Origin of the sequence: Bacillus sp. RE35 (assembly GCF_052146655.1) — a bacterium.
Lineage (GTDB): Bacteria > Bacillota > Bacilli > Bacillales > Bacillaceae_G > Bacillus_A > Bacillus_A cereus.
In genome coordinates this window covers 3,556,629-3,571,105 of record NZ_CP197377.1, presented here as the reverse complement: position 1 = coordinate 3,571,105, position 14,477 = coordinate 3,556,629, and the positions used below count along the sequence as shown (strand labels likewise).

Genomic DNA, 14,477 nt, shown 5'->3' with positions numbered 1-14,477 from the left:
AATGGCTGATCGGTATTCACGACAACAGTTGTTCAAACCAATTGGGAGTAAAGGACAAGAAAAAATTCGAAATAAACATGTGTTAATTGTAGGGGCAGGCGCATTAGGAAGTGCAAGTGCCGAAAGTTTCGTACGTGCAGGTGTTGGTAAGTTGACGATTATCGATCGTGACTACGTTGAATGGAGTAATTTACAAAGGCAACAATTGTACTCTGAACAAGATGCGAGAGAGAAAATGCCGAAAGCAATTGCTGCAAAAAATCGGCTAGAACAAATTAATTCGGAAGTACAAATACATGCTTTCGTAATGGATGCAACTTCAGAAAATATGGAAGGTCTATTAAAAAATGTAGATGTAATCATTGATGCAACAGATAATTTTGATATTCGATTTGTAATAAATGATTTATCACAAAAACATAATATTCCGTGGGTATATGGTTCTTGCGTTGGATCATATGGTATGAGTTATATAATTATTCCGCAAGAGACACCGTGTTTACATTGTATGCTGAAAAATATCCCTGTTACAGGTGTGACGTGTGATACTGCTGGGATTATTAGCCCGACTGTTCAAATCGTCGCAGCATATCAAGTGGCAGAAGCGCTCAAAATTTTAGTGGAAGATTTCTCAGCAATTAGAAAAACATTTTTCATGTTTGATATATGGAGTAATCAAAATCATTTTATAAAATTAGGGAAAATAAAAACAGACGCTTGTCTCTCATGCGGTTTGAATCGAACTTATCCTTATTTATCATACGAAAATCAAACGAAAGCAGCTGTTTTATGCGGAAGAAATACAGTTCAAATTAGAACAGTAGACAATAGGAAATACAATTTTGATGATATAGAAAAAGTATTAAAAAAACTGGGAAAAGTAGATCGGAATCCGTATTTACTATCTTGCCAATTCGATGATTACCGCATCGTTTTTTTTCGGGATGGTCGTGTTTTTATTCATGGTACAAATGATATTTCGAAAGCGAAACAACTATATTATCGCGTATTCGGTTAATAGAGAGGGTGTCAACAATGGAAAGAAGAGTGCCAATTACGGTTGAAGAAGCTGTTCGTAAAGTGATGGGATTTGCTGATAAGGGCTTAAAGGAGCTATTACCAATTGAATTAGCTTATGGACGTATATTAGCAGAGGATTTAGTAGCTGACCATGATGTACCGTCATTTAATCGTTCGCCGTATGACGGATTTGCTATTCGAGCAGAAGATACTAATTTAGCAAGTTATGAAACGCCAATTGTATTTGAAGTAGTGGGTGAAATTGGTGCAGGATCGCTATTCCATGAGAAAGTAGGTCCATTTCAAGCAGTTCGAATTATGACAGGAGCACAAATTCCGAATGGGTGTGATGCGGTTGTTATGTTAGAGCTGACTCGTCAATATGAGAAGAATGGCAACAATTATATGGAAGTGAAGCGATCATTCAAAACGGGCGACAATATTTCTTTTCAAGGTGAAGATGCTCGTAAAGGAACAGTTCTTGCAAAGAAGGGATCGTACATTAATCCAGGTATTTCAGCTCTTCTTGCTACATTCGGTTATAGTGAAGTACCAGTTGCGAGAAAGCCTGTAATTGGACTGTTAGCGACTGGGAGTGAATTACTGGATGTCAATGATTCATTACAGCCAGGGAAAATCCGAAACAGTAATACGTACATGATATTGTCTCAAATTCGAAGAGCGGGCGGAAGAGTAAAATATTTTGGGAAGTTTAGTGATGATTTTAATACGTGTTTTACAGCTGTGAAAGAAGCGCTTGGCCAAGTAGATATGTTAATTACAACGGGCGGTGTATCAGTAGGAGATTATGATTATTTACCAGCTATTTACGAAAAGTTAGGTGCATCTGTTCTTTTTAATAAAGTTGCAATGCGACCAGGAAGTGTTACGACTGTAGCACAATTAAATGGCAAGTTATTATTTGGTTTATCAGGGAATCCATCAGCTTGTTACGTAGGGTTTGAATTATTCGTAAGACCGTGTATTCGGACGTATATGTTTAGTGAAAAAGTACATTTAAAAAGAGAAAAAGCGTTATTAGGAGAAGATTTTCTAAAACCGAATCCATTTACAAGATTTGTACGAGCAAAATTGCAATATGATGAGGGGAAATTAATCGCTTATCCATCAGGGTTTGATAAATCTAGCTCAGTTTCTTCATTGGCAGAATCCAACGCGTTTATCGTATTGCCGGGCGGGACAAGAGGATATAAAAAAGATATGTTTGTCGATGTTCTTTTATTAGAAGATAACGAAGGTAGTGAATGGCCTTGGACATTTCATAAAGTGAGAGGTGGTTTTAATGGGACAAGTGCTATTTGAGATTGTAGATAAACCGATTTTAGTTGAAGAAGTAACGAATAAAGTCGCAAGAAGGGAAGCAGGTGCGATTACAACATTTATTGGTACGGTGAGAGAATTAACAAAAGGAAAACGAACGCTACATTTAGAGTATGAAGCATATAAACCGATGGCAGTAAAACAACTTATGAGAATTGGTGAAGAAATTAGTGAAAGATGGCTGGATGCAAAAGTAGCAATTACGCACCGTGTAGGGCGACTAGAAATAATGGATATTGCGGTAGTCATTGCAGTTTCATCACCGCATCGTAAAGTAGCTTATGAAGCGAATGAGTACGCGATTGAACGTATAAAACGAATCGTTCCAATTTGGAAAAAAGAATTTTGGGAAGATGGAACGATGTGGGTTGGAGATCAACTTGAAAACACACCTTATCCAGAAGGAAAACCAAAGAAGGAAGAATGAGAAAATGATTACAATTTTACTGTTTGCAAATTTGCGTGAGGAAGTTGGATCGGATCGATTAGTAATTTCAGAAAAGCAAGAAATGACAGTGCAGCAATTAAAAGAATGGCTCAAAGCCAGCTATTGTTTACAATCGCTGGATAAAGTGATGGTGGCTGTTAATGAAGAGTTTGTAATAAATGAAGAGATGATAAAAGCCGGAGATATAGTCGCATTAATCCCACCCGTTAGCGGGGGATAATAAGCTTTTTCACCAGATGAAGTGCCAAGAAAATGTTGTATATAAATTAGAATAAGAGAAGGGATGAGTTCTATGCTTACTCAAGAACAAATAATGAATGCATTAAAACATGTAGAGGATCCAGAGTTACACAAAAGTGTTGTAGAATTAAATATGGTTAGAAATATACAAATGAACGGAACAGAGGTTAAACTTGAAGTAGTACTAACAATCCAAGGTTGTCCGTTAAAAGCAAAAATTCAACAAGATATTGAAGAATCGCTTCACGCAATTGGTGCCTCTAAAGTGGAGGTAACATTTGGTTCTATGACACAAGAAGAACGTGCAGCTTTAACAGAGAAGTTAAAGCGAAATACTAGAACAGAAACTGGTATGCCGAGCATGCTTCGCCCGGATTCAGGAGTACGTTTTATTACTGTAACGAGCGGAAAAGGCGGAGTTGGAAAATCAACGGTGACAATTAATCTTGCAACTGCACTAGCTCGTATGGGCAAAAAAGTGGGGATATTAGATGCAGATATATATGGTTTTAGTATTCCAGCTATGATGGAAACGAATAAGAAACCAACGATGATTGATCAAACGGCAATTCCAGTCATTAGTCACGGTGTTAAAATCATGTCGATGGGATTCTTTACAGAAGGAAATAACCCAGTGATGTGGCGCGGACCGATGCTAAATAAATGGATTCAAAATTTCCTTGCGAATACGCACTGGGGAGAATTAGATTATTTATTACTTGATTTACCACCAGGTACAGGAGATGTTGCGATTGATGTTGCAGCGATGATTCCGCAAGCGAAAGAAATAATTGTTACAACTCCGCACAATATAGCTTCATTCGTTGCTTCAAGAGTTGGTGTAATGGCAAAACATACGAAGCATGAGATTTTAGGTATTGTGGAAAATATGGCTTATTATGAAGAAGAAGATGGATCGAAAAATTATCTCTTCGGAAAAGGCGGCGGCGAAATGCTTGCAGAACAATTGCAAACAGAAGTAATTGTCAAAATACCTTTTGCGAAACGTGAAGAAAATAATGGTTCATCTGTATATGATGAAGATTCTCTTGTTGGAGAAGTGTTTACATCGTTAGCTGAGGATATTATTTATAGAGGATAGAGGGGGAAGTTTAGTATGGTATGTAACATTGATCATTCTATTGAAGATGTGATGAATAAGCTTGAAAGTCAAAAGAATTTTTTACCTGAAGGGATCTTTAAAGAGTTAAAGAGTTTTTTGCAAGGTATTCATTCACAGAAATTATTAAATGATGTTTTTCACCTCCTAAAAAAGTATGATTTAGTCAGTGAGGAAGAACGAGAGACGAGAAACGCACAATTGTTGTACATTTTGAATTAAGTACTCTTTGGCTTTAGAATTTTTTCAGAAGGGGTGAATGTGATGGATATGAAAAAGATGATTGAAACGATAGAAGTAACTAGAGTGACTGACGAGGAATTATCGATTTCGAATTTACATCCAAAGCTTGTGAAGTTGTATAGTCAAAAAGATAGTGCAGAGTATACGAAGCTATTAAAATATATTTTATCATTATCCGTACAGCTGAAGCTGAATCTTGTATTGAAATATTTTGGTGTACGTCACATTGTTGCTGCAGACGAGCGGGTGCAATTTCAAGAGATATTTAAATGCTTAGCTAAGAAAGATGAGAATGGGGAATGGTTTTTAAATTTTGTTTCTTTATATGTAGGGCTAATTGTAGTTCTTCGTTTTGATGAGAAAGTGATTGAGAGCAATTTTTTTGATGATATGGTAGTGGATGAATGTAATGAAATATAAGATTCTACTCATAACATTTTTCTATATTAAATGCTTTAACTGCGATTTTAGTTGGTTATGTAAATATGAAGGTAACTAATTAAGAAAAAGGAATGAAACTAGTTGGATAAAAAGAGTTCTTCAGTTGTTTCCGTCGTTTTTTCGTGTTACTATTAATCGAATTTTTCATAAGGAGAGAAAGCGATGAAATGGATTTATTTTCTTATTATTAACGTTATAGCTTTTAGCCTTATGGGGCTTGATAAACGAAAAGCAAAGAAGAAACAGTGGAGAACGCCAGAAAGTACGTTGTTTTTATCGGCGGCAGCTGGAGGAGCAGTTGGAGCTTGGATCGGCATGTATATGTTTCATCATAAAACTCATAAAAAGAAATTTGTTTTCGGCATACCGTTACTTGTTGTAATAACGGTATGTTTATTATTCGTTGTATGAGAAATGTCGAAAGAAATGCAGATTGATTATTGGTAAAGTGAGCATGTGAGACCGTATAATGGAGAAAAAATGAGAAGAGGAGAAAAAGGAAGATGGGGAGTCAATCAGCAGAGCAAAAAAAAGGGATACTATACGCGGCTGGTGCTTACACGATGTGGGGAATCCTACCGATTTATTGGAAATGGGTTGAGGAAGTTCCAGCAGATGAAATATTAGCACACCGCATCGTTTGGGCATTTGTTTTTATGTTACTCGTATTAGGTGTTACGAAGAGGTTTCGTCAGTTTATTGGGGAATTTGTGAATCTTTTTAAACGACCTAAATTATTAATGTCATTAACAATAGCTTCAGTCTTGATTAGCGGAAACTGGTTTGTTTACATATGGGCCGTTAATCATAATCATGTTATTGAAGCGAGTCTTGGCTATTATATTAATCCGCTTATTAGTATTTTACTTGGTACAGTCGTTTTAAAGGAAAAGTTAAACTTCTGGCAATATGTTGCAGTTGGTTTAGCTGGAGTGGGGGTTATCATTTTAACAGTGCGTTTCGGATCTATTCCGTGGGTTTCTCTTTCACTTGCCTTTTCATTTGGATTATACGGATTAACGAAAAAACTGTTAAACTATGATGCTACAATTGGACTTACGATGGAAACGATGTTAGTGACACCGCTTGCAATCATTTACCTTGTTATGACAGGCGCCCATGGTTTCGGCTCATTTGGATCTATTTCAATGTTATCGACATTACTATTAATAGGAGCAGGTATTGTTACAGCTCTACCACTTTTTTATTTTGCAAAAGGAGCCCAACTTATTCCACTTTATATGGTAGGTTTTTTACAATATATTGCACCAACAATTAGCTTAATTTTAGGTGTATTCGTATTTGGTGAACATTTCACATCTACTCATATGATTGCATTTTTCTGTATATGGGTTGCATTATTTGTATTCTCGGTAGCGAAGACTAAGTTTTTAGTGCAGAAACAACCGAAATTTATAAAAAATAAATCAGCAAAAGTATCATAATGCGTAGTATTTTCTACGCATTTTTCTTTATACTTATATTATATAGAATTTCCATTATAGTCAGTAAGGAGCTGAGAACATGGAAACAATTTTACATAATGATCCGCTTATGGCAGCTGTAATTTCATGGTTTTTACCACAATTAACGAAAGTAGTCTTCAAATTAGTTAAAACAGGTGAATTTGATTTTGCAAAGTTTTTTGCTTCAGGTGGGATGCCAAGTTCTCATGCTTCAACAGTTACAGCGCTTGCTACAGGAGTTGGAGTAGTGGAAGGTGTGGAAAGCTCGATGTTTGCGGTTGCTACAATTTTTGCCATTATTGTTATGTATGATGCTTCAGGAGTAAGGCTTGCAGTAAGTAAACAAGCAAAAATATTGAATGATTTTTTTCACGGTAGAGAAACAGAATATAAGAAGTTAAATGAACTTGTTGGGCATACACCGTATGAAGTAGTAGTCGGTGCTTTATTAGGGATTATTGTCGGAGTAGGGTATTGTTTATGAGCAGAACATTTTATATGTTCTGCTTTTCTTTGTTTTTATACATATTCAGCTACCTTTTTGAATATCGTTATACGGATTTCGAAAGGGTGGGTGAGCAACTTGTTATTATATGAAAAAGTGCATGAAGAAATAGCGAGAAGAACAACTGCACTTCAAACAATGCAACGGCAAGATGGTACGTGGCGGTTTTGTTTTGAAGGAGCGCCACTAACAGATTGTCATATGATTTTTTTATTAAAATTATTAGGTAAAGATAAAGAGATAGAACCGTTTGTAAAAAGATTAGCATCACTCCAAACAAATGAAGGAACATGGAAATTGTATGAAGATGAAGTGGGTGGTAATTTATCTGCTACAATTCAATCTTATGCTGCCTTACTTGCATCGGAAAAATATACAAAAGAAGATGTGAATATGAAGCGAGCGGAAATGTTTATAAATGAGCGCGGTGGGGTAGCGCGTGCTCATTTTATGACGAAGTTTTTATTAGCGATTCATGGAGAATATGAATATCCTTCTCTCTTTCATTTGCCAACACCAATTATGTTTCTGCAGAATGATTCCCCTCTCAGTATTTTTGAACTGAGTAGCTCAGCACGTATTCATTTAATTCCGATGATGTTGTGTTTAAATAAAAGATTTCGAGTAGGGAAAAAGTTATTGCCAAATTTAAATCACATTGCAGGCGGGGGCGGAGAATGGTTTCGGGAGGATCGGTCTCCAGTTTTTCAAACGTTAGTAAGTGACGTGAAGAAAATTATAACGTATCCACTTTCTTTGCATCATAAAGGATATGAGGAAGTAGAACGTTTTATGAAAGAGCGTATTGATGAAAATGGAACATTATATAGCTACGCAACTGCCTCGTTTTATATGATTTATGCTTTACTTGCATTAGGACATTCTATTCAATCACCAATTATTCAAAAAGCTATAACGGGAATCACATCTTATATATGGAAGATGGAGAGAGGGAGCCATTTGCAAAACTCTCCATCAACTGTATGGGATACAGCTTTACTCAGTTATGCTTTGCAAGAAGCTCAAGTTCCGAAAGCAAGTAAAGTGATTCACAATGCATCAGCATATTTACTAAGAAAACAGCAAACGAAGAAAGTAGATTGGAGTGTACATGCACCGGATCTCTTCCCGGGTGGTTGGGGCTTTTCGGATGTGAATACGACGATTCCAGATGTTGATGATACAACTGCTGCGTTAAGAGCATTGGCGCGAAGTAGAGGGAACGAAAATGTAGACACTGCTTGGGAGCGAGCGGTTAATTGGGTTAAAGGATTGCAAAATAATGATGGTGGTTGGGGGGCTTTTGAAAAAGGGGTAACGAGCCATATATTAGCAAATTTACCAATCGAAAATGCAAGTGATATGATTACAGATCCTTCTACACCAGATATTACAGGAAGAGTATTAGAATTTTTCGGAACGTATACGCAAAATGAATTGCCCGAGAAACAAAAACAAAGTGCGATAAATTGGTTAATGAATGTACAAGAGGAAAATGGATCGTGGTATGGGAAATGGGGAATTTGTTATATATATGGTACGTGGGCAGTGTTGACTGGTTTACGGTCACTAGGAATACCATCTAGCGATCCATCAGTGAAACGAGCAGCTTTATGGCTTGAACATATACAGCATGAAGATGGTGGCTGGGGAGAATCTTGCCAAAGTAGTGTGGAAAAAAGATTTGTTACTTTGCCATTTAGTACACCATCCCAAACAGCATGGGCGTTAGATGCCCTCATTTCTTACTATGATAAAGAAACGCCAGTCATTCGAAAAGGTATTTCATATTTGCTCTCCAACTCTTATATAAATGAAAAATATCCTACTGGAACAGGTTTACCAGGTGGGTTTTATATTCGTTATCATAGTTATGCTCATATATATCCATTGCTTACTTTGGCTCATTATGCAAAAAAATATAGAAAATAAACCGAGAGATGTCTCTCGGTTTATTTTGTTGGGTAGTAGGTCCCTTTTGAAAAGAATAAGGTTGTGATGTACCTTATTTTTCGGTTGATTGGCGCTTTTGACGTGCATCAGCGGCATTTGCACGTGCGTTTGCTTCTAAGTCATTGTGGTCAGCGAGTTCGCGAGAGAACTCAACATCAATGCCATCAGTTGCTTTGCTTTGTTTGAAATTCTTTTTGTTCATTCGACACAATCTCCTTGCGTTTATGCGACGTTGCAAAGTTAGTTTGACACAAATAGACTTTTTTATACAAAGAGGAATTGGAAAGCAAGGAGCCGAAATATACAGTATAAGTAATAGAAATGGGGGATAGGAATGGAGTTTTTAAATGGGAAAACAGCTGTTGTAACAGGAGCTGCACAGGGAATTGGAAAAGAGATTGCAAGGGTTTATGCAAAACTAGGGGCGAAAGTATTAATTAGCGATGTAAATGAAGAAAATCTACAAAAAACGACACGTGAGTTATCAGATGAAGGATATGAAGTGTGCTCATATCGATGTGATGTGAGTAATCAAAATGAAGCAAAGTCGTTAATTGAATATGCGGTTCAAAAATTTGGTACATTACATATTTTGGTGAATAATGCTGGAATTACAAGAGACGCAATGTTACATAAAATGGAGAAGTCTGCTTGGGAACAAGTATTACAAGTGAACTTAACTGGAGTTTTTTATTGTATGCAACCCGCGCTTCTTTACATGAGACAACAAGGGTATGGACGCATTATTAATATATCTTCAATTAGTAGAGAAGGAAACATAGGTCAAGCAAATTATGCGGCTACAAAGGCAGGAGTTGTAGGATTAACGAAAACAGCAGCGAAAGAAGTTGGAAGTTTCGGTATTACTTGTAATGCGATTTGTCCGGGGTTTATGGATACAGATATGACCAAAACGATACCAGATAAAGTGAAAGAAAAGATGGTTGGCGCTATTCCAGTTGGTAGAATTGGAACGCCAGAAGATATTGCGAACGCAGCAGCCTTTTTAGCATCAGAATACGCATCTTATATTACAGGTGAAGTATTAAATGTGAGCGGAGGACTGCAAGTTTAAAGGAATACATAATGAACAGAACCTGACCAGGTAGGTCAGGTTCTTTCTCATTAATTTAAGTTAAGCCAAACGCTCTTTACTTCTGTATAGTTATTTAATGCGTAAGATCCCATTTCACGGCCAAGACCAGATTGTTTAAATCCTCCAAATGGAGATGCTGCATCAAAGACGTTATAACAGTTTACCCATACTGTACCTGCACGTACTTTACTTGCAACATAGTGTGCTGTTTTAACATTTTCTGTCCACACACCAGCCGCTAAGCCGAATTGTGATTTATTTGCACGTTCAATTACTTCATCAATATCGTTAAATGGTATTGCAGAAATAACTGGACCGAAAATTTCTTCTTTTGCGATCGTCATTTCATCATTTACGTCAGCGAATACTGTAGGAGAAACGAAGTAGCCTCGATTGAATGGATTACTTCCTCCGCAAAGGACTTCAGCGCCTTCTTCAATCCCTTTTTCAATGTAGCCCATTACACGTTTTTGTTGTTCTTCGGAAACGAGAGGGCCAATTGTTGTTTCAGGGTTAAGACCGACACCTTGATTTAGTTTTTTAGAATAGAGGACGAGATCAGCCATGACATTATCATACATTTTCTTCGGAACAAATAAGCGTGATCCAGCAGAGCATACTTGTCCTTGGTTAAACATAACACCAGAAAGTGCACCAGGAATCGCGCGAGATAAATCAGCATCTGGCAATATGATATTTGGTGATTTACCGCCTAATTCAAGTGTAACGCGTTTTAATGTTTCGGATGCTTGTCGCATAATTTGTTTACCGACAGGAGTAGAACCGGTAAATGCAATTTTATCAACGAGTGGATGATTAACGAGAGCTTGTCCAGCTGATTCACCGAATCCAGGTACGATATTAATAACACCTTTCGGGAATCCAGCTTCTTCAATTAATTCAGCTAAGTATAGAGCAGATAGTGGAGTTTGTTCTGCAGGTTTTAAAACGATTGTACATCCTGTAGCAAGCGCTGCTCCCATTTTCCACATTGCCATAAGAAGCGGGAAGTTCCAAGGGATAATTTGACCAACGACACCAACAGCTTCATGGCGTGTATAGTTAAAGTAATCACCGGAAACAGGAATTGTTTGACCAACGATTTTCGTAGCCCATCCAGCGTAATAGCGCATATGCTCAATTGCAAGTGGTATGTCTGCTGCCATTGTTTCACGGATTGGCTTTCCGTTATCTAATGTTTCGAGCTGTGCAAGCTCTTCTTTATGTTCTTCCATTAAATCAGCTAACTTGTACATGAGACGGCTTCGCTCAGCGGTGCTCATACGAGACCAAGGACCTTCGTCAAAAGCCATACGAGCTGCGACTACAGCTTTATGAATATCTTCGCGACCAGCTTCAGAAACGACGGCAAGTGTTTCACCAGTTGCTGGGTTAGGTGTTTTAAATGTTTTACCGGAAGCGCTTTCAATGAAAGATCCATTCACATATAACTTTTTTGTACCTTGAAGAAATTTCTCTACCTTTTCATGAAGATTTACAGCTAGTTGACTCATTGTATAACCCCCTTGAAAATATAATGTAAACGCAGTACGAGACGGCGCTTATTCCGAAATCAAGGATGTGGAAACTAGATGGAAAGCCTCTAATTAAAATCATAATTAAGAAATACTGAAAATTCAAATTTCATTTGTGTTACAATTGTAAAAAATATGTAATGTAAGAGAATCTTCTATATGATTATAAAAAATCCTGCTTGTTTTTGCTTTCTAGTAGGAAAAACTAGAAGAACAATGGTACAATAATACATCGTGAGAGGAGGGGTAAAAATGAAAGATTATCATGATGATCCACGCTTTCGAATAGCCCATAGAGAAGCGTTAATTGGTCTTGGACTTGCTATTATTAATTTTATAATATGGTACGGATTTGCTTATGGGCTTGGTAGTAAAAATCCGAATGAATATACATATGTATTAGGTTTTCCCGCATGGTTTTTTTATAGCTGTATCGTTGGATTTATCGTTATGGTTATTTTACTTAGTTTAGTTGTTCGTTTTGTATTTCAAGATATTTCACTCGATGAGGAAGAAAAAAGTGAGGAATAATAGATGAATTGGTATGTAATCATTCCAATGATAATTTCGTTTATCGTTGTATTTTTAATTGGTGTATATGCTTCAAGACGTGTGCAAGCAACTGCTCATAATAAATTTTTACAAGAATATTTTCTTGGTGGGCGTGAGCTAGGCGGTTTATTATTAGCGATGACAATGATTGCTACGTACGGTAGTGCAAGTAGCTTTATTGGTGGCCCTGGTATTGCTTACAATATGGGTCTTGGATGGGTACTGTTATCTGCGATTCAAGTTGTAACAGGCTATATCGTTTTAACGGTTATCGGTAAAAAGTTTGCAATTATCGCTAGGAAGATGGAAGCAATTACTCTTATCGATTATTTAAAAGGGAGATACAATAATAAAGCAGTTGTTATACTTTCTGCGTTATGTATTATTATCTTTTTATTTTCAGCGACAGTAGCCCAGTGGGTCGGTGGTGGACGATTAATCGAGTCACTAACTGGTCTATCGTATACAACAGCACTATTTTTATTTACTTTTTCTGTACTTGTGTACGTATTAATTGGTGGATTTCGTGCAGTTGCTCTATCAGATACATTATTAGGAATCATTATGTTAGTTGGAACGACAATCATTTTAATTGCTACTGTCATTGCTGGTGGTGGAATTGAAAAGATTATGCAGGAACTTGTTCAAATTAATCCAAAGTTAATTACACCATTCGGAGCAGATGGCAGTTTAACGAAATCATATGTTACATCATTTTGGATTTTAATTGGAATTGGCGTTGTCGGCTTACCGCAAATTAGCGTGCGTGCCATGTCTTATAAAAATTCAAAAGCGATGCATCAAGCTTTAATAATTGGAACCGTTGTCGTTGGCACAATTATGATCGGTATGCATTTAACTGGTGTATTTGCAAGAGTAGTACTTCCAGGTATAACGGTACCAGATAAAGTAATGCCGCTACTTGCGATGGAAGTGTTACCTCCTTGGTTAGCTGGAGTTTTCTTAGCTGCACCGATGGCAGCGATTATGTCTACAGTAAACTCTTTATTATTACTTGTAAGCTCGTCAATTATTAAAGATATATATGTAAATTACATAAATAAAGATGCAGCAGACAGTACGATAAAAAAAGGAAGTTTGTGGATTACTGGTATTGTAGGACTACTCGTTTATGCAGCGGCGATTAAACCACCAGATTTTTTAATATGGCTAAATTTATTTTCTTTCGGTGGATTAGAAGCAGCATTCATTTGGCCAATCGTATTAGGGTTATATTGGAGGAAAGGAAATGCTACAGGAGCGCTTGCGTCTATTTTAGTTGGGGTAGGCTCATATATGTGTATTCATCTTTTCTATCCAAATCCGTTCGGTATACATACAGTTGTCTTCCCGATTTGTTTTGCGTTTATCGCTTATGTTATTGGAAGTATGAGTGCTGTAAAAAAAACAGTATAGGTTAGCTGAAGAACGTAGTCCTTATAAGACTGCGTTTTTTCGTATGAATTTGTTCTTTTTTATTCTGTATATCCACGGTTATTCATAAATTAATAACAACTGAGGGGATGGAGTTGAGGTCGATGAAAAAAGTGTTATTTTTAGGAGACCCAGGAATTGATGACTCTTTAGCAATTATGTATGGATTGTTGCATCCTGATATTGATATTGTTGGTGTAGTAACGGGATATGGAAATGTAACACAAGAAAAGGCGACAAGTAATGCCGCATATTTATTGCAAATGGCAGGACGGGAAGATATACCTGTTATTAATGGTGCGAAAATTCCTTTATCCGGAGATATTACGACGTATTATCCAGAAATTCATGGGACAGACGGTTTAGGGCCAATTAAACCTCCAAAAACTTTTTCACCAAATATAAAGCCTTTTTGTACATTTTTTGATCTTCTTGAAAAATATAAAGGAGAATTAATAATAGTCGATGCTGGTAGATCAACAACATTAGCGACAGCATTTATTTTAGAAAAGCCGATGATGAAGTATGTGAAAGAATATTATATAATGGGCGGTGCTTTCTTAATGCCTGGCAATGTAACACCAGTCGCAGAGGCGAATTTTCATGGTGATCCCATTGCGTCACAATTAGTTATGCAAAATGCCAAAAATGTGACATTAGTGCCACTTAACGTTACATCTGAAGCAATTATTACACCGGAAATGGTAAAATATATTACGAAACACTCTAAAACGAGTTTTAATAAGTTAATCGAGCCGATATTTACGTACTATTATAAAGCTTATAGAAAGTTAAATCCGAAAATAAAAGGAAGTCCAGTACATGACGTCGTTACAATGATGGTTGCGGCAAATCCATCCCTTTTAGATTATGTATATCGTCGTGTCGATGTAGATACAGCTGGAATTGCAAAAGGAGAGAGTATTGCTGATTTTCGGCCTCAACCTGATGCAAAAGCATTAAAAAATTGGGTGCGAATTGGTTGGTCGTTACATTATAAAAAGTTTCTTGAGGATTTTGTGAAATTTATGACGTAGACATAATAGGAGCATACAAGTTAAAATAATGGAGATGGTTATGTAA

17 protein-coding genes are annotated in these 14,477 nt (G+C 36.8%); 15 read left to right on the top strand and 2 right to left on the bottom strand.

What is annotated here, in order from left to right:
* The first annotated feature begins 1 nt into the window (after position 1).
* The 11 genes from ACTL4X_RS18150 (at position 2) to ACTL4X_RS18100 (ending at position 8,756) form a co-directional block, all read left to right on the top strand.
* On the top strand, positions 2-1,018 hold the full coding sequence (locus tag ACTL4X_RS18150) for a molybdopterin-synthase adenylyltransferase MoeB (RefSeq protein WP_000785259.1): 1,017 nt from the start codon (positions 2-4) through the stop codon (positions 1,016-1,018).
* A 17-nt stretch (positions 1,019-1,035) separates the two neighbouring features.
* Positions 1,036-2,343, top strand: coding sequence for a molybdopterin molybdotransferase MoeA (locus ACTL4X_RS18145; RefSeq protein WP_000442200.1), 1,308 nt, complete (start codon positions 1,036-1,038; stop codon positions 2,341-2,343).
* Positions 2,324-2,788, top strand: coding sequence for a molybdopterin synthase catalytic subunit MoaE (gene moaE / locus ACTL4X_RS18140; protein WP_000531881.1), 465 nt, complete (start codon positions 2,324-2,326; stop codon positions 2,786-2,788). Before ACTL4X_RS18145 ends, moaE begins: the two co-directional genes overlap by 20 nt.
* A gap of 4 nt (positions 2,789-2,792) precedes the next feature.
* Positions 2,793-3,029 (top strand): molybdopterin converting factor subunit 1, encoded by a 237-nt coding sequence (moaD, locus tag ACTL4X_RS18135; RefSeq protein WP_000628499.1) that lies wholly within the window; start codon positions 2,793-2,795, stop codon positions 3,027-3,029.
* 72 nt (positions 3,030-3,101) lie between these two features.
* Positions 3,102-4,151: a P-loop NTPase gene (locus tag ACTL4X_RS18130; RefSeq protein ID WP_242228550.1), complete on the top strand. Its 1,050-nt coding sequence runs from the start codon at positions 3,102-3,104 to the stop codon at positions 4,149-4,151.
* 15 nt (positions 4,152-4,166) lie between these two features.
* Positions 4,167-4,391 (top strand): hypothetical protein, encoded by a 225-nt coding sequence (locus ACTL4X_RS18125; protein WP_000227056.1) that lies wholly within the window; start codon positions 4,167-4,169, stop codon positions 4,389-4,391.
* A gap of 42 nt (positions 4,392-4,433) precedes the next feature.
* Positions 4,434-4,832 carry a hypothetical protein gene (locus ACTL4X_RS18120; RefSeq protein ID WP_000367296.1) on the top strand — a complete coding sequence of 133 codons (399 nt, stop codon included), beginning with the start codon at positions 4,434-4,436 and terminating at the stop codon, positions 4,830-4,832.
* A gap of 183 nt (positions 4,833-5,015) precedes the next feature.
* A complete protein-coding gene (locus tag ACTL4X_RS18115) occupies positions 5,016-5,264 on the top strand; it encodes a DUF1294 domain-containing protein (protein ID WP_000871349.1) in 249 nt (82 codons plus the stop codon).
* Between the two features lie 92 nt (positions 5,265-5,356).
* Positions 5,357-6,298 carry an EamA family transporter RarD gene (gene rarD / locus ACTL4X_RS18110; RefSeq protein ID WP_000535539.1) on the top strand — a complete coding sequence of 314 codons (942 nt, stop codon included), beginning with the start codon at positions 5,357-5,359 and terminating at the stop codon, positions 6,296-6,298.
* Between the two features lie 79 nt (positions 6,299-6,377).
* A complete protein-coding gene (locus ACTL4X_RS18105; RefSeq protein ID WP_441394936.1) occupies positions 6,378-6,803 on the top strand; it encodes a divergent PAP2 family protein in 426 nt (141 codons plus the stop codon).
* A 99-nt stretch (positions 6,804-6,902) separates the two neighbouring features.
* A complete protein-coding gene (locus tag ACTL4X_RS18100) occupies positions 6,903-8,756 on the top strand; it encodes a terpene cyclase/mutase family protein (protein ID WP_137396605.1) in 1,854 nt (617 codons plus the stop codon).
* A 73-nt stretch (positions 8,757-8,829) separates the two neighbouring features.
* Here the strand turns inward: ACTL4X_RS18100 and ACTL4X_RS18095 are convergent, their stop codons facing one another.
* Positions 8,830-8,979: a YfhD family protein gene (locus ACTL4X_RS18095; protein WP_001035815.1), complete on the bottom strand. Its 150-nt coding sequence runs from the start codon at positions 8,977-8,979 to the stop codon at positions 8,830-8,832.
* 132 nt (positions 8,980-9,111) lie between these two features.
* Between ACTL4X_RS18095 and fabG the strand changes: the two genes are divergently transcribed.
* A complete protein-coding gene (gene fabG, locus ACTL4X_RS18090) occupies positions 9,112-9,852 on the top strand; it encodes a 3-oxoacyl-ACP reductase FabG (RefSeq protein WP_000395038.1) in 741 nt (246 codons plus the stop codon).
* A 50-nt stretch (positions 9,853-9,902) separates the two neighbouring features.
* On the opposite strand, the gene dhaS is transcribed toward fabG, so the two are convergent.
* Positions 9,903-11,387 (bottom strand): aldehyde dehydrogenase DhaS, encoded by a 1,485-nt coding sequence (gene dhaS, locus ACTL4X_RS18085; protein WP_086401819.1) that lies wholly within the window; start codon positions 11,385-11,387, stop codon positions 9,903-9,905.
* Between the two features lie 273 nt (positions 11,388-11,660).
* On the opposite strand from dhaS, the gene ACTL4X_RS18080 reads away from it, so the two are divergent.
* The 3 genes from ACTL4X_RS18080 (at position 11,661) to ACTL4X_RS18070 (ending at position 14,431) form a co-directional block, all read left to right on the top strand.
* A complete protein-coding gene (locus ACTL4X_RS18080; protein ID WP_000656239.1) occupies positions 11,661-11,939 on the top strand; it encodes a YhdT family protein in 279 nt (92 codons plus the stop codon).
* 3 nt (positions 11,940-11,942) lie between these two features.
* Positions 11,943-13,376: a sodium/pantothenate symporter gene (panF, locus tag ACTL4X_RS18075; RefSeq protein ID WP_001104820.1), complete on the top strand. Its 1,434-nt coding sequence runs from the start codon at positions 11,943-11,945 to the stop codon at positions 13,374-13,376.
* A 122-nt stretch (positions 13,377-13,498) separates the two neighbouring features.
* The gene (locus tag ACTL4X_RS18070) at positions 13,499-14,431 is read left to right on the top strand and encodes a nucleoside hydrolase (protein ID WP_000756458.1); all 933 of its coding nucleotides are present in this window, start codon (positions 13,499-13,501) and stop codon (positions 14,429-14,431) included.
* The last annotated feature ends 46 nt before the right edge of the window (positions 14,432-14,477 follow it).